We start from the raw sequence: 21,108 nt of genomic DNA, 5'->3' as shown, positions 1-21,108 counted from the left end.
CTGTAAACTCTTGTATATGAGTAATAAATTTTATGACTGAACCACGTTTTATACATTTGCGCGTTCATAGTGATTATTCGATGATAGATGGATTAGCTAAAGTTGATGATTTGGTTCAGACAGTAGCTGATCTAGGTATGCCAGCTTTTGCGATTACTGATCATACCAATCTTTGTGGATTAGTAAAATTTTATAATTTAGCACATCGAGTAGGCATTAAGCCAATAATTGGATCTGATGTGCTAGTCAAAAGTAAATTTTTAAATAATGAGCTATCTCAACTAACAATTCTTGCTACTAATAATATAGGATATAAAAATCTTACTTTACTAATCTCACATGCCTATCAACGTGGATATGGAGCTAATGGCCCAATTATTGATTATGATTTACTTGTTAAATATCGTCAAGGAATTATTTTACTATCAGGTGGTTGTAAAGGCGATATAGGTAAAATATTATTACGTGATAATAAGACATTAATGGATAAATGTGTTGATTTTTATCAAACATATTTTGCCGACAACTATTATTTAGAATTAATTAGAACTGGTCGATCAAATGAAGAGTTTTATATAACACTTGCAATAGCACTAGCTAAAAAGTATGATCTTGCAATCGTTGCAACTAATGATGTTCGTTTTTTAAAATCAAGTGATTTCGATGCACATGAAATACGTGTAGCTATCCATAATAGTTTTACTTTAGATGATAAAAAACGTCCTCAAAATTATAGTTCACAACAATACATACGTAGTACAGAAGAAATGTGCAATCTTTTCGCGGATTTACCGGAAAGTTTAGAGAATAGCGTAGAAATTGCTAAGCGTTGTAATGTAACGATTCGTTTGGGTGAATATTTTTTACCATTGTTTCCTACTGGTAAAATGTCAACAGAAAATTTCTTAATTAATCAATCTAAAGATGGCTTGGAAAAACGTTTAAAATTTTTGTTTCCTAATCAAGACATTCTTGATAAAGAACGTCTAAAATATGATAAGCGTCTTATAAATGAACTAACAGTTATTAATCAAATGGGATTTTCAGCTTATTTTCTCATTGTAATGGAATTTATTCAATGGTCTAAAGATCACGGTGTACCAGTAGGTCCTGGTCGTGGTTCCGGTGCAGGTTCCTTAGTAGCATATTCATTGAAAATAACTGATATAGATCCATTAAGATTTGACTTACTATTTGAAAGATTTTTGAATCCAGAGCGTGTATCAATGCCTGATTTTGATATTGACTTTTGCATGGAAAAACGTGATTTAGTAATTGATCATGTAGCTGAAATTTATGGTCGTGATGAAGTATCTCAGATTATTACTTTTGGAACTATGACGGCTAAAGCAGTAATACGTGATGTTGGTCGAGTTTTAGGGTATCCATACGGATTTATCGATCGTATATCAAAATTAATTCCTGTAGAACCAGGTATTACACTTACAAAAGCTTTTGAAATAGAACAGCAATTACCAGAAATATATAAAGAAGATGAGGATGTTCGCACTTTAATTGATATGGCACGTAAACTTGAAGGAGTAACACGTAATGCTGGTAAACATGCTGGTGGCGTAGTTATTGCACCAACAAAAATTACAGATTTTGCACCATTATACTGTGATTCTGATGGTAAAAATCCAGTAACTCAGTTTGATAAGAATGATGTAGAATATGTTGGGCTTGTTAAGTTTGATTTTTTAGGTTTGCGTACTTTAACAGTTATAGATTGTGCAGTACATATGATCAATGTCCGTCGAACTAAAATAGGTAAAGTTGCAATTGATATTTCTGCTATACCACTAGATAATAAAAAAAGTTTTAACATGTTACAACGCTCAGAAACTACAGCAGTATTCCAACTTGAATCACGTGGTATGAAAGATTTAATTAAACGCTTAAAGCCTGATTGTTTTGAAGATATGATTGCATTAGTAGCATTATTTCGTCCTGGTCCTTTGCAATCAGGAATGGTTGATAATTTTATTAATCGTAAGCACCGGCGCGAAGAAGTTTCTTATCCAGATGCTCAATGGCAACATCCGTTACTAAAGCCTGTATTGGAACCAACTTATGGTATTATTTTATATCAAGAACAAGTTATGCAAATTGCGCAGGTTTTATCTGGTTATACGCTAGGTGGAGCTGATATGCTACGCCGTGCCATGGGTAAGAAACAGCCAAAAGAAATGGCTAAGCAACGTATACTCTTTAAAAAAGGCGCGGAGCAAATGGGCATTAGTGGCACTTTATCAATGAAGATATTTGATTTAGTAGAAAAATTTGCTGGTTATGGATTTAATAAATCTCACTCTGCAGCATATGCATTGGTTTCATATCAAACTTTATGGTTGAAATCGCATTATCCAGCTGAATTTATGGCAGCAGTTATGACGGCAGATATAGATAATACTGAAAAAATAGTTAGTTTAATAAATGAATGTTGTCTTATGGGTCTTAAAGTATTACCTCCTGATATTAATAGTGGAGAGTATTATTTTCATGTTAATGATAATAATGAAATTGTTTATGGTATTGGTGCAATTAAAGGTGTTGGTGCAGGATCAATTGAAACTATTATAAATGCTCGTAATAAAGGTGGTCATTTTAAAGAAATATTTGATTTATGCGCTAGAACAGATAATAAAAAAATAAATAAGCGTATGCTCGAAAAATTAATTATGTCTGGAGCATTTGATAGTTTAGGTCCTCATAGAGCAGCATTAATGCACTCTTTAAATAGTGCATTAAAAACTTCTAGTCAGAATGCTAAAGCTGAATCTTTGGGTCAAATAGATATGTTTGGTGCTTTAAATAAAGTTCCTGAACAAGTTAAAGATTCTTATAATAACATTGTACCATGGCCTGCTCAAATTGTATTAAATGGCGAACGCGAGACATTAGGTTTGTATTTAACTGGTCATCCTATTAATCAGTACTTTAAAGAAATTAAAAAATATTCTGGTGGTATACAACTAAAAGATGTACATCCTACAGAAAGAGGTAAAATAACAACTGTTGTTGGTTTTGTAATAACTGCTAAAGTAACGACTACTAAACGAGGTAATCGTATTGGAATGTGTACATTAGATGATCGCTCTGGACGTTTAGAAGTTATTTTATTTACTGATATTTTAAATAAATATCAATATTTACTTAAAAAAGATCATATTTTAATAATTAGTGGACAAGTTAGCTTGAATAATTTTAGTGATGGGATGAAAATGATTGCACATGAGCTGATGGATATTAATGAAGCACGTAAAAAATATGCACGTAAACTTTCTATTTTATTAACAGATAAACAAAATTATAATCAAATATTAAATCGTCTCCGTGATTTATTAGCGTCATACCATTCAGGTAGTCTTCCAGTAGATTTATATTATCAACGTAATAATACACGTATTAAATTAAAATATGGTATAGCATGGCAAGTAACCCCTACAGAAAACTTATTAATCGATCTACGTACTCTTGTGGGCAATGAAAATGTTGAACTTGAATTTGATTAATATAGGAATACTATGAGTCTAGATTTTGAACATCCTATTGTAGAATTAGAAGAAAAAATTAACTTATTGATGTCAATAAATCTGCAAGATACAACAATAAATCTCAATCTTGATGAAGAGATACAGCGCTTACGTATTAAAAGTCTTGAACTAACCCGTAAAATATTTTCTAATTTAAGTGCTTGGCAAATTGCACAATTAGCACGTCATCCATTGCGTCCTTATACACTTAATTATATTAAACAAATTTTTACTGATTTTGATGAGTTAGCAGGTGATCGTGTATATGCTAATGATAAAGCTATTATTGGTGGTATAGCTCGCTTAAACGGTCGCTCTGTGATGATTATTGGTCATCAGAAAGGTCGCGCAACAAAAGAAAAAGTACTTCGTAATTTTGGCATGCCAGCCCCGGAAGGATACCGTAAGGCACTGCGTCTCATGGAAATGGCAGAGCGTTTTAAATTACCAATAATTACCTTTATTGATACTCCAGGAGCATATCCAGGTGTAGGAGCTGAAGAACGTGGCCAATCTGAAGCTATTGCTCGCAATCTACGTGAAATGTCTGGCTTAGCTGTTCCAATTATCTGTACAGTAATAGGTGAAGGTGGTTCAGGTGGTGCATTAGCAATTGGGGTAGGTGATAAAATAAATATGCTTCAATATAGTACATATTCGGTTATTTCTCCAGAAGGTTGTGCTGCAATTTTATGGAAAAACGCTGATAAAGCTCCATTAGCTGCGGATGCAATGTGTATTACAGCAAAATGTTTAAAAGAGCTTAATCTTATCGATTCTATTATATTAGAACCTTTAGGTGGTGCACATCGTGATTTTCCTCAAATGGCTATTTCTTTAAAAGAACAATTATTAACTGATTTAAAAAATCTAGATATACTTGAAACTAAAGAATTATTAAATATTCGCTATGATCGACTTATGAACTACGGTTATTGCTAATATATAATATAGGTATTATTAATAGTAAACATAGATAGATAAATGTTGTATTAATGTAATCTATTTAGTAACTATTATAGTTATAATAACATTTAAATTAATAAATCTTATTAGATAGTTAGCTTTATCAAAATAATTTATTTTTACAATAAATTTTAATTATTCAAAGTATAATATTACTCTATTAAATAATTTTTAAAAATAAAGAATAATTGCCTATTTTATCTAAAAAAATTATATTCTTAGAATTAACTCTAAGAATGGCATATTAAGTCTACTAATATTATGCTCAATATACTTAATATGCTTAGTATTTTTTAAAAATATACTTTTGAAAAAATATTGTCGTATCAAATTATATTAATATATTTTTAAGATAATGTAGATATTAAAAGTTGGTTTAATAAGTACCTAGTAAATATATGATTATATATGTGTAATGATAAAAAATGATATTTCAACTATTATAAGTATATGAAATAAATAATACTCTAATACTAAACATATGCAAGTTTATAAATATGTGTCAAGCGTCTAAATATATTTTATTTTTCCTTGTAATTAAAAGATTACATCTTTAATAAAAATATTTATATGATTTGAATTTTTATGAAACTATATATTTAAATAAATGTAATGCGTATGATTTCAATAAGAATATTTTTATATACATAGCAAAACTTAATTATTTTAGTATTTGTATATTATTTAAACTCAAATAAATAGTATATATTAAAATAACAAAAAATATTATTTTAAATTATTAAATTAAAGAAATAAATATATTAAAAATCTTAATAACTTATTAAGTTAGTATCACTTCTATTATTTACTATAATAACATATTGAAGAATGTACAATAATTCAATATAATTGATTGTATCTTATTTAATTATATAATTTATGTATAAAATATTTATTAGTAATAATTGTCTAATAATTTGTATTTTATACACCTTGCAGATTATTACCAAATATTTTATACTCTTCAGTAATTTTTTATATCTATGATATAATCATATTATAAATAAATATAATTGTTTACATTATATGATTGACTTATTTAAGTAAATTATCAATAATTAATAATATAAATTAATGCACAATAATTAATTTATATTATTATATTATTGTGTGACTTGAATTAATACAACATAATATTTTATTATTAATAATTGTTTTAATATTTAAACCTTACTTAATAAAATTAATTTCATTTTTTATAAATTTTAGTAATTCTATAAAAGTATTAGTAATTTTTATTGTTTAGATAACGATCTTTGAATATCAATATTCAAACAGTAAATATCAATTATATAATATTTATTTGTTACATTAAAGTAATAATTAGTCTGAATATTTTATGTTATGTAGCAAAAAATTATTTATAAAATTAAAATGTAGTAAATAATTTTATTAAAAAGTATTCATTACCTTACGAGTTGGCAAGTATTTTATAGAATTTATAGTCTTTACTTAAGTACTAGTAAGTATTACTAGTATTTTACGTTATACTATAATTAAAAATTATTTTCTTTTAAATGTATAAAATAATTTTATTTTTATTCATTTAATTAATAAATCTAATGAATTTAGTTAGAATTATTTTAATATTGTATTATCATTATTACATGTCTAATATTTATTAAGATTAATTCAGTACATGACCAATAAACTATTTTGATATTATAATATATAATATAAATTTTTACTACTAGTCATATCGTATATAACTTATTCACTCTAAATTAATTTCTCATTCTTGATAGCAACAAGATATCAGATAATTAGTTATATATCATTACAATAAGTATTTTATTGAATGTATTGCTAATACATAGCATACTTGTTACTCTTAATAAGAGTATCATAATTTATAAATTAGTTATAATATTTTATTATCTAGTATTCAGATCATTATACAAATGTAAATATAAATTTATGTCATTAAAAAATTATCTAACGTAAATATATTTATATATACAAACTCTTACCAAAAAATAATATAAAAATATAATAATATGTTAGACAAGCATTTAACTAAAATTCAATTAATTGATCATGATCATTGATTACAAATATTTATCAATGATAATCTTTTTTTAAGAAAAAATATACTACACAATAAAAGTAAGATAGTAAAGTAGAATAAGTTTATAGAATTTTATTATTTTTATATTGATAATAAGGCTATTAATATTATTAAATACGATATTTTTATTATAAATTTAATAATTATCTTTATTATGAAATATAGTAATTTTACTCAATATAGATAATATTATAAGATTGTTGTTTATAGGTATTATTAGTTTTTATATGATAATTACTTTAATTATGATTATATCTTGTATAGTGTATTAAACAATTTAATAATATTTATAATAGATATTAATTAAAATGTTAATCTAGACATAAATAATTATATTATTGTATATAATTGTTTAATTTTTATTAGAAGTAATTTATTGTTTGTGTGATTTAATACATATTAGACATAAATATCTTTTTGGTATTATTATAAGAGGAATTATTTATACTCTAGTAATAAATATTACTAGTAATATTTCAATTAGTAGTATTTTATACTTTTAGCATATTTATAGTGATTTTGCTATTGTACATGTATTATCGGCTTATTAAGAAAATGAATTATTCATAATGCAGTTAATATTTATAGTTATTATTTAATATATATAATGAATATTATATTTTTTAAAACTAAAAATACATGTACATTCTTATAATTTAAGAAAATTAATGATACTAATTTTATTTAGACTAAAAAATTTAACTGTTATTAAAAATAAAAAATATTTTATTCAATTGTTATTTATTAAGTAAATATGATTATTAATCATATGATGATTATATATATAATATTACTTAAAGTATCTGTGTCATATCTATATTTTAATCAAGAAAATTTATATTCTTCATATCTTATATTTTTATGTAATTATGTATCATTAATAATGAAGTAATATAATTATTAAGATTATTCAATAACACCATTAATTTTATTTATTACAAAATAAAACTAATATCATAATTTTGTCTTTAATTGTATTTTTATAGTTATTTTATTTAAGATGTTTTAATAATATTAATAATATATAATTTATTATTTTATAAATATATTTAGTATTTAATTATTGTGTACTACTTGCTTTGCTTGAGAGATTAAATGAATAATATTTTAAATATTATATATAAATATATTACCCAATTTTTAAGTTATGCATAAAATATTAATATATTTAACAATGAACATTTTAATAGTAAATATTATATATATCTTAGTATATAGAACTTATAACATAAATATCTATTTTATGTTTTATTTTTAATGTAAAATAGTTTTTGTATTATATTTGCTTTATTAAAGAATAATATGTTATTAATTATAATGTTATTATTATTTTATATATACTATATAATGAATTTTATAACATAATATATGTTATGCATGACGTTTATAATAATTATTATATAGTTATAATAAATATATGCATATTTTTTATATATTATTTAAAGTGCTTTAGAGTGTACTAAATTACTTATATATTTATACATAAGTTAATCAAGTTAAATAATATTTTTTATTTTTATTTCCTATAATATAAGCATGATATTATAAGTTACTATAATAATAGTATTACACATGATTTGAATAAACAAAAATAAGTGTTATTATTTATAAGTATTAATATTAATCGTAATCGTATTATTGTTTGTATTAATAACTAATTAATATTATATATAATAATATATTTCTAATAAAATATATTATCTTTTATAATTTATATATAAATTATTTGATAATAAACAGTTAATATTTTATAAGTATAAAATTAGTGACCCCTGCTGGATTTGAACCAGCGACCAAGCGATTATGAGTCGCTTGCTCTAACCACTGAGCTAAGGGGCCTATAATTTATACCATAACATCATAGCATAAATATTATATAATATCTAGTATATTTATATTAATAATTATATATTAATAAATTTATTTTTATATATATTCAAACTATTTTAAGTATAGTAAATATTAGTTATAGATATATAATATTAGTATTTGTTATAATATACATATATCTTGTTTTATTAATTAAGATTAAAAAAATTTTAATACAGTATATATAACATAAATCATTTAATTCAAATCTTATTACTTAATAAGTATTTTCATAAAAAATAATTTAAATATATATTGATATATAAATATATATAATACATCTATTTATTTTGTAATGTAAATAATCTTTTTATAATTTATTATACATTTTATATTAAAAAAATATTATTATTAATTTTTTAATTCAGTTTATATTGTATATTAAATGTTATATAAAATTATTATTGATTTATGGCTACAAATTTTGTTTATAAACATTGATTTATAATAAAAATATTTTATATTATATTATATGATAATATTTTTATGAAAAATTGAGTAGTTTAATAATATTTAATATTATTTATTATGTATTATTTAATAATTAATAGTTTTATTAAAAAATTTATTTGTTAAATAAAAAATATTTTTCTTTAATTGCTTTATAAAAAATATAAATTTTTAACTTTTAAAAAGTATTATATAATCATTATTATAGTTGTTATAATTTATTCTGAATATTATCGTGTACTTTTATTTACATGAATTTTATTTATGTTTAAAAAATTTTCATAACATTACATTAAATATATTTTATAACATCTAATGTCTAAGTATTAATATTATCTTATCACTCAAGATACTAGCTAAATTAATATTTAGTATTATTATAATATTTTAGTATATAAGTTATATATCTATAACTTTAAACCATTAATATTAAAGTAATTATAGATATATACATATTTCTAGTAATTTATATATTAGATATAACTCATAATAATCCTTAACATATTTAAATAAGTATACTTTTTACTTATTCTTCATACCTTAACTAAAAATTTTAAAGTAATTACTTGTTAATAATACAATAAGTTATTCACTTGTTTATTAATTATTAAAAAATAATATTTACTATTTTTTCTTACTAAAACAAGGAATGCATCAATAATACTTTTAACTTTAAATAATTAAAATATAATATGGTATAATTATAAAACTTTAGAAGATTTACAGATTCCTTATAATTAATAATAAATAAAAATAAAATAATTTTTTCAGAAAAGTTAAAACTTATATCGCAATATTATTTTTTAAAAAAATTCATTTAATAAGTTTGTCGTAATATTACATACATAATTATATAAATTATTATTCTTTATATTGTATGTTTTACTAAACTTTTTTTACAATAATATAAAATATATGAATCATTTTTGTAAAAATTTTTAGATATGTTATTTATTGTAATACATTGTTTTATATTATTTATTAATAGATAATATATAAGTTTTACGTTTTTTACAATAAAATAATATTTTATCTTATAAAAATTTATTGTATTATCTGATATACAAAAACATAAGCAAATACTCTAAATATACACATAATCAGACATAGATTTATATAGCTATGAATAAATTTGTTATATATTATATGGTATAAAAAATACTTATATTGAACAAATCATTTAACATTATTACGCACTATTACCAAAATAGTTCCTAATAATCCAATGATTAGAAGAACCATGGGTAATATCATTAAACAAGTCATCATTTGATCTTCATGACGTTTTACAAAAGGAATATAACTAATAGCTAAACCAATGCCTGTCATTGAACATACCCATAACAAAGAACTTAACCAGTTAAATATTTGAAAACGTGTATTTTTTAATCCTGATAATCCTGCAATAGTAGGTAATATAGTTCTTATAAATGCTAAGAAACGACCAATGAATAATGCAATTAAACCATGTTTATAAAACAAATAATGCGCACGTTGGTGATAATGTGTGGGTAGTTGTATAAGCCAACTTTGTATTAATTTAGTATTTCCTAACCATCGTCCTTGTATATAACTCATCCAGCAACCAATACTAGAAGATATTACTAATATACTAATTGTAGGAAAAACAGGCAATATACCTTTAGCTATTAATGCACCTGCAAGTAACAATAGACTGTCACCTGGTAAAAATGCTACTGGAAGTAGTCCATTTTCTAGTAAAAGTGTAGTGAATAAAATAAAATAGATAACCCATATTATTTTTGGGGAGTGCAGTACAACAAAGTCTTGTGCCCATAAAGCGTGGAGAATTTCTTTAATTACTGTCATAACTCATACCTTAATAACTACGTGCTCTATGTAATTGTATTTCACAAATATACTATATTTAAATTATTTGAATATAAATGCTACGAAGTTTTAGAGATATAGAGTGATACTTCATACATAAAACTTAGAAAAGATAGTATGAATGCATTATTATAAGATATTTAAAATATTAATATGTATTTTATTATTACACTAGTGATATACTATCTTTAGTATTGCTACATTTATACCATATCTATAATTTATAAGTGTTATTTTATATACTAAATTTTTTGATCCGTAAGATTTTTTTTGTTAGTCAATATGTATTAGCTAGATAGCGTATTTATTTTTTGAAAATTATTAATTACTGTTGCAATTAATATTATTATGTTGCTGTTTTATTTGTTTATATTATTTTGACGAAAAATCAATTGTATTTTAATATATAATTAAATAAATTTTTTTATCAAAATATTATGATATTAATTGTGTCTTATTATTTTTATAATTTATTTATTTTATAAATTTAGTATTAGTCTATAATATTCTTTAAATATTATTTTTTAAAGACTAAATAAAATATAATTAATTATATAATTATAAAATGATTCTTATATTAATTTAAATGTATTATTTTACTATTTTTACATTAATTAAGTAGTAATTCAATAATAAATATAAAATATTTATAAGTTATTAATATAATGTATTTATCTTATTTTTTTAAATAGATATGATAAATACATATTGATCTATTATTATGAATAAAGTATATTAATACATACAAAACAGTATGCACTTTAAATCATAACATACACAATAAGTACTCTGTTTACTTTTATACTGCATATATCTTATTAATTAAAAATATTATTAATGTTTAATTTTATTATTTTAAATAATACTATAATAGTATTATTATATATACTAAAATATATTAACATAATAATTTAATATTTATTCAATTATAATTATTTTATTTTAGTAATAGATGCTATATATTAGATTATCTAATAAATAATAAATATTCTTTGTTTATATGACTCTATTAATAATATATATACTATATTTGCTATAAAGTATATATAAAAAATTACATTAATATTTTTGTTATATTATAAAATTGTAGTAATTAAATATAAAAAATATATCTTTTAATAAGATTAAATATTTATTTTTTCAAAAATTATATTTTTATATATAAAATATAATTATGTGTTGTATATTGACAAAATTATTATTTTATATTCATAGATCATGTTGTAAATATTTAATATAATACGTAAAGTTATATCAGTAGTAATATCAAGTATCATTAAATACTAAGTAATGAAACTAGCATGATTTTTAGTATTTTATTTAATTAGAAATTTATCTATAATTTTAGTATCAGTATCAATAATTACTTTTTTATAAATTATTAAATAGTGATCATTGTATTATATATTAGTACTGTCTAATCAACTATTTACAAAATATAAATATATTTTTTAATAACTATTATTTTACTAATAACAATGCTAATTTAATATTTATTCTTTATTTTATAATAAACAAATATACAACCAAAAAATATATCTTATATTATAAATATAATAGCTATTTATTATAGTTATGTGATTATAATAAATCGCTTATACAATATAATTGTAAATTTATAAAATCTTTATACTATAATAGTAATAATATATTATGTATTTACTATAGAATAACTATTAACATAATAATAAAATATTAAGTGCTATCTACTCTATTGTAATTAATTTTAGTAAAATAAAATTCTTATATAAATTTATAATTTTCATAAGTTAATATAATAATATTAAATATACTACAATAATATAATTAAACTAACTATTATTTTTTGTATTATAAAATTACTATATATCAATATATATAGATTATAATTACGTGCTATATTTTATATTTATTTAATTTTTTATAATTACATAAAATATGTTTTACTATATTAGTTATTTATTATTTTTCTTAAGACTTATTTATTTAATTAATAAATATTATACTAATTATATAATTAATTATTCTTTTTCTGTTTTTTGAGCACGATTTAATAGAGTAATAGCTGCTTTATGAATATCTTTCTTACAGTAAAGAACTTCATAAACTTGCTCAGTTATTGGCATTTCTATATTATAACGTTTTGCTAATTTTATTACTTCTTTAGTATTGCGATATCCTTCAATTACTTGACCAATTTTATCTTGTGCTGCTTGTATTGTATGACCTTGTCCCAACATTATGCCAAAACGGCGATTACGAGATCGGTTGTCTGTACATGTTAATACTAAATCTCCTAATCCAGACATACCCATAAAAGTCATTGAATCTGCACCTAATGCTACTCCAAGACGACTCATTTCAGTTAAACCACGAGTTATAAGAGCAGTTCTAGCATTTGATCCAAAACCAATGCCATCAGACATGCCAGCACCAATTGCAATGATATTTTTTACTACTCCACCTAGTTGTACCCCAATAAGATCAGGATTGCTATAAACGCGGAAGTTTTTATTACAATGTAATAATTGTTGTAAATCTCTAGTAAACTTCATATCAGTTGATGAGAGTACAATGGCTGTAGGAAGACCATCTGCTATCTCTTTAGCAAATGTCGGTCCTGATATTGCAGCTAAAGGAATAAAAGGACCAAGAATTTGACGAGTAACATCTTGTAATAAATTACCAGTTTTTGCTTCCAATCCCTTTGTTGCCCACACTATACGTGAATTATCTTTTAGATAAGGTTTTAATGCGTATATTACTTCACTAAAAACATGACTAGGGACTACTATGAGTATATCACGATTTGCAGAAATTGCTTTTGCGAGATTAGTTTCTAAGTAAAGTGTATTAGGAAATAATATATCAGGTAAAAATTTTTTATTACAACGAGTAATGTGAAGTAATTTTATATGTGCGGTATTGTGCCCCCATAAACATACTTTATGTCCATTACGTGCTAGCGCAATTGCTAGAGCCGTTCCATAAGCACCAGCACCAAGTATAGTTATGGATGTAATATCATTATTCATTTGATATCCATATATTATTATATACTTTCTGCAACTGTAGAGTGTTGTATAGCATTATTAAAAAGTAAGTCAAAATTTATTGGAGCTAAAGTTAATTGTGGAAAAGTACTACGATTAACTAAGTTAGTGATACATTCACGTGCATACGGGAATAAAATATTAGGGCAGTAAGATCCGAGACAATAAGTCATCTGAGTTTCTTGAATTCCATAAATATTAAAAATTCCTGCTTGCTGTATTTCACATAAAAATGCAATTGTTTTATCTAGATATACAGTTACGTTTAACTGTAATATAACTTCAAATACATTCTTAATCAATTGATTAGATAGAGTATTTAAAGTTAACTTAACTGTAGGCTTCCATTCTTGCTGAAATATATTTGGTGCGTTTGGAGCTTCAAACGATATATCTTTTGTATAAATACGTTGAATTTGTAAATATTTTGCTAAATCTTTTTGTTTTGACATATTTAGTGATACCTTGTTAAGTGAGTATTAATGAGTAATTATTTTATAAAATGATAATTTTATATTTATATAATTTAATATGGGTTGTATTTTTTTAAAAATAATGAAATATAATACTATATTCAATATCCTTTGTTATTAAGATAAATACATATTTAATGTATTTTGTAATTTTTCTTAATAGTAAAATAATTTCATTAGTAATTTTGTAACATCAGTATTTTAAAATTGTATAAATATTTTTTGCATTTTATGAGAGTAGTCAAAACAATTAAATTTTTTATAAAAATAGATTTTATTATTATATAATATATTATATTATATTATTTACCGCGTACTAAAGGAAGACTTGCATGGACCCATCCTATAATACCATCTTTTAATATATAGACATATTGAAAACCTGCTTTTACTAAATTATTACCTGACGCACGAGAATTAGTACCATATGCGCATACTACAATAACTGGTTTATTTTTATAATATTTTAGTTGATTAATATTACCTTTTCTGAGGTTAAGAGGATGTATATTGATAGAATTAGCTAAATGACCATCACGAAAGTCTTCACAAGGACGTATATCAACAATTATTGCATGTTCTTTGTTAATTAAAAGCATTGCTTTATTACGAGTAATCTCTTTTATTTTAGAAAAATACACTTTATAAGTTATGATTAATAATGTTAGAAATAGCATAATCCAAGTTAGGCTAAGTATAATATGAGTATTTAAAAATTGAAGAATATTATGTATTTGCATAGGTATAACTAATCTCGTTTTAATTAAAAAAAATAATATATAGATTATTATAAAATATATACTACATACTTAGTGCATTATAGAAAGTATATTTATTACTTAAATAAAATATATGCTAATAAATAATATATTATTTAATAATATATTTTTTTCTTGTGGATAAAATAAATATCAATATATGCTTGCAGTATTTAATACAAATAAATTAAAATTAGAAGTTTAATCAAAAAAATAATATAGTATATTTAGTATATATAATATATAATATAATACTATCTAGAGATTTTATAATATACATATTAATTATGTCTTTATGATTACAGTTATTTAGCAAAATAATATTTATATAAACTTACAAGTATCTATTAATATAATAATATACTATAAAAAATTATTTTAATTATGCTAATATGTATTATCTAATAAATATTTAGCATTATCTTGCTACTACTTTAGTTTAAGTAACAATATATCACTCTGTGATGGATCAATAGAATAATAGTTTATTTTATGATAAAAAATCTCATTTTTCTTCTTGTATTATATTTATAATATTCTATATGAATCATACATGCTATACACTAAATTAATTTTATTACAGTAAACTTAAATAATATAATGTAGTATCTTGTAAAAATGTACTTCAATTGTATGTATGAATAATACTATACTAATACATTTTATGTACAAGCAATTATTTATAATTGATGATATTAAGTAATTTAATTATATTATTGTACTTATTTATATTTAATATTAATGCTTATTTATTTTAATAATTAATTTATTATATTAATAGTGCAGATATTATTTTTAATCATTATAAATATATTTCTTATATTTATAATGTAAATAGTAATAAGAAAAGTATTGATTTTTTTAAAAAAATACAATGTAAATTTTATAAGAAATATATTATTAATGTAATCTATACTCTATTACTTTGATAAATATCATACTAATAATATTAGTAATATCATATAATTTTATTATAAAATATATTTAATTAATAATTGTATTCCTGAAGTAATCAAAAATTTTAAAAGTACAGTAATTATTATACAATCATTAATTAAATTTAATACATATAATAAATAATTGAATATCAATATAATTATTTCTATGATAAGTAAATAATTGCGTATTATTTAATCATTTAATTAAATATAGTACTGAAACATATTAATGTTTTTGTAAAATTGATTATGTTATTGATACATGCAAAATATTTTATTAAAGTACCTAAGTTATAAGGAGCTTATTACAATGTCATTTTTTAAGAAAACTATGGTACTATTAATTTTAGATGGATATGGTTATCGTGAAGAAAAACAAGATAATGCTATTCTTAATGCCAAAAGACCTATAATGGAACATTTATGGAAAGAATATCCACATACTTTAATTTCTGCTTCTGGTTTAGATGTTGGTTTACCTGATGGACAAATGGGTAATTCAGAAGTTGGCCACGTTAATTTAGGTGCAGGACGTATCGTATATCAGGATCTAACACGTATAGATAAAGATATTGAAGAAGGAAATTTTTTCTTAAATAAAGAGTTAATTCATGCTATTGATAAAGCAGTATCTTTAAATAAAGCGGTTCATATTATGGGTTTATTATCTCCTGGAGGTGTACATAGCCATGAAAAACATATTATAGCTACGATTCAATTAGCAGTTAAAAGATATGCAGAAAAAATTTATCTACACGCTTTTTTAGATGGACGCGATACTCCTCCACGTAGCGCTAAAAATACACTAAAAAAATTCATGGATATATTTAGTAAAATTAAAAAAGGTCGTATTGCTTCTCTTATTGGTCGTTATTATGCTATGGATCGAGATAATCGATGGGATCGTATTAAATTAGCTTATGATTTACTAACTACAGCAAAAGGAGAATACATAGCTGATAATGCAGTTACTGGTCTTGAAGATGCTTATTTACGCAATGAAAACGATGAATTTGTTAGACCAACTATTATTAAAGCAGTTGATGAAGATGATGTCATTATGCAAAATGGCGATGTATTAATTTTTATGAACTTTCGTGCTGACCGTGCTAGACAAATTACGCGTGCTTTTGTTGATAAAAATTTTAATGGTTTTCAACGTAAAAACATAGTAAAATTAAGTAATTTTGTTATGCTAACTCAATATGCTAATGATATTAACGCTAAATGTGCTTATCTGCCAGTTTTACTAAAAAATACATTTGGTGAATGGCTTATGAAGCATAAGAAAAAACAATTACGTATCTCTGAAACTGAAAAATATGCTCATGTAACATTTTTTTATAATGGTGGAATTGAACAACAATTTAAAGGTGAAGATCGTATTTTAATCAATTCACCAAAAGTTGCAACATATGATTTAAAACCTGAAATGAACTCTGCTAAACTAACAACAAAGTTAATTACTGCAATTAATAGTCGTAAATATGATGCAATTATTTGTAATTATCCTAATGGAGATATGGTTGGTCATACTGGTATATACAATGCAACAGTACAAGCTATTGAAATTTTAGATGATTGTATAGGTCAGGTAGTTAAAGCTGTAAAAAATATTAATGGTCAGTTATTAATTACTGCAGATCATGGTAATGCTGAACTTATGAAAGATCCAATTACCGGTGTAGCCTATACTGCTCATACTAATTTACCCGTACCATTAATTTATATTGGTAAACCAGCTAAGGTTATTGAAGGTGGTAAATTATCTGATATAGCAGTAACTATGTTAATAATGATGAATATGGAAGTTCCTCAAGAAATGACAGGTAAACCATTATTTATAATATAACAATTAACTATTCAATGAATCATCTAAATTAGCTATAATGTATTAAGAATATACATTATTTAATAATATATTATTTACTAAAAATTTAATATATTCTATTCAATAGAATAAAGAATATATTTGATATATAATCATATATTAAGTTATTTTAGACTAAAATGTTCACATAGTATCAATGTAGTTAACTATAATATTCAATAAAATATATAAACTTACTAAAATACTTTGTAAAGCACCTAATGAATTCAATACATATAATAATTTATCAATATGTATTTAATAAATTCTTAATTTATAGATTCAAATTAATTCAAAGATATATATCTGTATTCAACTTAAAAAACTTATAATTTAGCAAAAATATTCTATTACTATTTTAGCATGCATTACTCTTAATCAAGAAATGAGTAATAATTAAATATAATTTTCTAAATTTTTATTTAATTATATTCTAAATATACACATTAACTCTTAAAAATTAATATTTAATTCTTAATTCTTAAATGAGAATTGCAGTTTTATTGTATACATAAAAATTATTATCTAATAACATATTTTATGTTATACATACTATATTATAGTAAATAATAATTATTATGCTAGTTAATACTTTTTATAGTCAATTTATCTCTGAAAGAATAATAAATAGTCTATATATTATTATTGATCATTATACAAACAATACACAAGAATAAATGCATTGTTTGTTAGATATATCATATAGTTTAAACTATATTATCATCATTATGACTATTATCATTTTCTATAACTATAGCCATTTACTTACTTAGTAGTCTGTTTACTACTATATTGATAGTAATGAATAATACTAATTATTGCCTAAATTTACGGTTATTGTAATTTCTGTCTGGCCTTTCACGATATTGTCTTGTTGGTGCATCGCCCATTAAACGCATATTAAGTGGTTTATTAAGAATTCGAGTATAAGTAAAATGTGATAATAGATCACTTGACATATTTTTTGGTAACTCAATAGTTGAGTAATAAGCAAATAATTTTATGTTACCAATATAACGACTATTTATATCTCCCTCATTAGCTATAGCACCGACAATATGACGTACTTCAACTCCATCATCACGACCAATTTCAATACGATATAGCGACATAGCATTACGATATTCACGATACTTAATTACATTCTTACGAGATTCATTACCGTTATCCCGATCATTACGATCACGTAATTCCCGACGTTGACGACGCTCTATAATAATATCTGGTGGTGGAATAAGTGGACGTTCACCTCGTGCCATTTTAAGAAGAGCTGCAGCTAGTGTTTCCATATCTAGTTCATCTTTTCGCTGTAATTTACTTAACAAATCACGATATTTATCCAAATCATTGCTTTTTATTTGTTGTTGAACTTTAGCGGCAAACTTAGCTAAACGACGTTGACCTAAAAGTTCTGCATTAGGAATATGAACTTCTGGAATAGTTAATTTCATAATACGCTCAATATTACGTAGTAACCGTCGTTCACCATGTTCAACAAATAGTAAAGCTCGACCTGCTCGACCTGCTCGACCTGTACGACCTATACGGTGTATATAAGATTCAGAATCCATTGGAATGTCATAATTAACAACTAAACTAATACGATCTACATCTAGACCACGGGCAGCAACGTCTGTTGCTATTAGAATATCTAAACGACCATTTTTTAAGCGTTTTAAAGTTTGTTCGCGTAAAGCTTGATTCATATCTCCATTTAAAGCAGCACTAATATAACCACTACGTTCTAAAGCTTCTGCTACTTCTAAAGTAGCATTTTTAGTCCGTACAAAAATAATGGCAGCATCAAAATCTTCAGCCTCAAGAAAACGAATCAAAGCTTCATTTTTACGTATACCAAATACACTCCAATAACTTTGACTAATATCTGGCCTTGTATTAATACTAGACTGAATACGTACTTCTTGAGGTTCTTTCATGAAACGACGAGTAATACGACGAATTGCTTCAGGCATTGTTGCAGAGAATAATGCTGTCTGATGTTGTGCTGGAATTTGTGCTAGAATATTTTCAACATCTTCAATAAAACCCATTCGTAACATTTCATCGGCTTCATCTATAACTAAACCATGTAGTTTAGATAGATTAAGAGCGCCTCTTTTTAAAAGATCGAGTAATCTACCTGGAGTACCAACAACAATTTGTGGTCCTTGACGTAGGGCACGTAGTTGTATTTCGTAACGTTGTCCGCCATAAAGGGCAACAACATTTATATCATTAATATATTTTGCTAAATCAGCCATTGCCTGAGATACTTGCATTGCTAATTCACGGGTTGGTGCTAGAACTAGTATTTGTGGTACTTTTAGTTTTGGATCAATATTATGCAATAGTGGTAAAGAAAATGCAGCAGTTTTTCCTGAACCTGTTTGAGCCATGCCTAATACATCTCGTCCCTGTAAGAGATAAGGTATGCATGCTTCCTGAATAGGAGATGGCTTTTTATATCCTAGATCTATTAATGCTTGAATAATTGGTTTAGATAGCCCAAGATCAGCAAAAGAATTTTCAAACTTAGTCATGTACACGTGCCTCATTAATCGCGGCCAGTCTGCATAACTAGTCTAGAAAATAGCAGTTTATTTTCATGAAAAGTGTAAACCGGCTCAAATTATATTAAATAACAAACAACAAACCTTTACCTCAAAGAGGTAATAAATAACTTTAAGTCTATATGCATGATGATTTTTCAGAGATTACTGTTTTAATTCTGATAGATAATCTGACTATTTTGAGCCAAAAGAGCATTGCATAATAGTTGTTTAACAAAGTTTGAGTTACTTTATTCTCATAGTTAGCTTGAACAGCTATTTAGGTGCTTGCTTATACTCTCTGAGTGCATATTAACTTTATCAAAAAAATAACATATATTCTGAGATGTCTAATTAATTAATTAGCCAAATGTTCTTACTAGCGTATTAAACAATTTTGTAAATTAATAATACATAAAGATTATGTAATAAGATTATATCTTTATGTATTTATATTTTTCTTATAGTATTACGACTATTCTTTGCAGAATAGTTTTTCTTTAGATATTTTTATCTTTAATAATATAAATAATAATATTATTATATTAATAGTTTGTGTTGTAATATAGTATTCATTATGTACTAGTACTAAAAATACAGTATTTTATAAAAATAAAATAAAATATTTATTTTTATTTAAGATATGTAATAGTTAATACATTTGCAATGTTTACATGAAATAACAAATTATTATAAATAAAATAATTTTAATTTACAGGATATCATATATTTTAAGTATATACAAAAA

The 21,108-nt window shown here is 23.3% G+C and carries 7 protein-coding genes, 1 tRNA gene and 1 pseudogene; 3 read left to right on the top strand and 6 right to left on the bottom strand.

The annotated features are described in order from the left end of the window. Window positions 1-32: 32 nt before the first annotated feature. Together dnaE and accA are read left to right on the top strand one after the other, a co-directional pair. Window positions 33-3,515 carry a DNA polymerase III subunit alpha gene (gene dnaE / locus GII40_RS01735; protein ID WP_226813135.1) on the top strand — a complete coding sequence of 1,161 codons (3,483 nt, stop codon included), beginning with the start codon at window positions 33-35 and terminating at the stop codon, window positions 3,513-3,515. A gap of 12 nt (window positions 3,516-3,527) precedes the next feature. Beyond that, entirely contained in the window at window positions 3,528-4,478 is a 951-nt protein-coding gene (gene accA, locus GII40_RS01730; protein WP_226813134.1) for an acetyl-CoA carboxylase carboxyl transferase subunit alpha, read from the top strand. A gap of 3,858 nt (window positions 4,479-8,336) precedes the next feature. Here the strand turns inward: accA and GII40_RS01725 are convergent. The 5 genes from GII40_RS01725 to GII40_RS01705 all read right to left on the bottom strand — a co-directional run bounded on the left by GII40_RS01725 (window position 8,337) and on the right by GII40_RS01705 (window position 14,979). After that, window positions 8,337-8,409: transfer RNA gene (locus tag GII40_RS01725), tRNA-Ile, on the bottom strand. Between the two features lie 1,656 nt (window positions 8,410-10,065). Then, on the bottom strand, window positions 10,066-10,719 hold the full coding sequence (locus GII40_RS01720; RefSeq protein ID WP_226813133.1) for a DedA family protein: 654 nt from the start codon (window positions 10,717-10,719) through the stop codon (window positions 10,066-10,068). Between the two features lie 2,021 nt (window positions 10,720-12,740). Then, on the bottom strand, window positions 12,741-13,754 hold the full coding sequence (gene gpsA / locus GII40_RS01715) for an NAD(P)H-dependent glycerol-3-phosphate dehydrogenase (protein WP_226813132.1): 1,014 nt from the start codon (window positions 13,752-13,754) through the stop codon (window positions 12,741-12,743). A 17-nt stretch (window positions 13,755-13,771) separates the two neighbouring features. Beyond that, complete coding sequence (secB, locus tag GII40_RS01710) at window positions 13,772-14,224, bottom strand: protein-export chaperone SecB (protein WP_226813131.1); 453 nt, start codon at window positions 14,222-14,224, stop codon at window positions 13,772-13,774. 323 nt (window positions 14,225-14,547) lie between these two features. After that, the gene (locus GII40_RS01705; RefSeq protein WP_420885602.1) at window positions 14,548-14,979 is read right to left on the bottom strand and encodes a rhodanese-like domain-containing protein; all 432 of its coding nucleotides are present in this window, start codon (window positions 14,977-14,979) and stop codon (window positions 14,548-14,550) included. Window positions 14,980-16,251: 1,272 nt separating this feature from the next. Here GII40_RS01705 and gpmM point away from each other — a divergent pair. Next, window positions 16,252-17,793, top strand: coding sequence for a 2,3-bisphosphoglycerate-independent phosphoglycerate mutase (gene gpmM, locus GII40_RS01700; RefSeq protein WP_226813129.1), 1,542 nt, complete (start codon window positions 16,252-16,254; stop codon window positions 17,791-17,793). A gap of 863 nt (window positions 17,794-18,656) precedes the next feature. Here gpmM and GII40_RS01695 read toward each other — a convergent pair. Further along, a pseudogene (locus GII40_RS01695) lies at window positions 18,657-20,351 on the bottom strand (DEAD/DEAH family ATP-dependent RNA helicase); the annotation flags it as partial. Window positions 20,352-21,108: the final 757 nt, after the last annotated feature.

It is taken from the genome of Candidatus Profftia lariciata (assembly GCF_020541265.1).
In the GTDB taxonomy this organism is placed as follows: domain Bacteria; phylum Pseudomonadota; class Gammaproteobacteria; order Enterobacterales; family Enterobacteriaceae; genus Profftia; species Profftia lariciata.
This window is presented reverse-complemented; position numbering and strand designations above follow the sequence as displayed.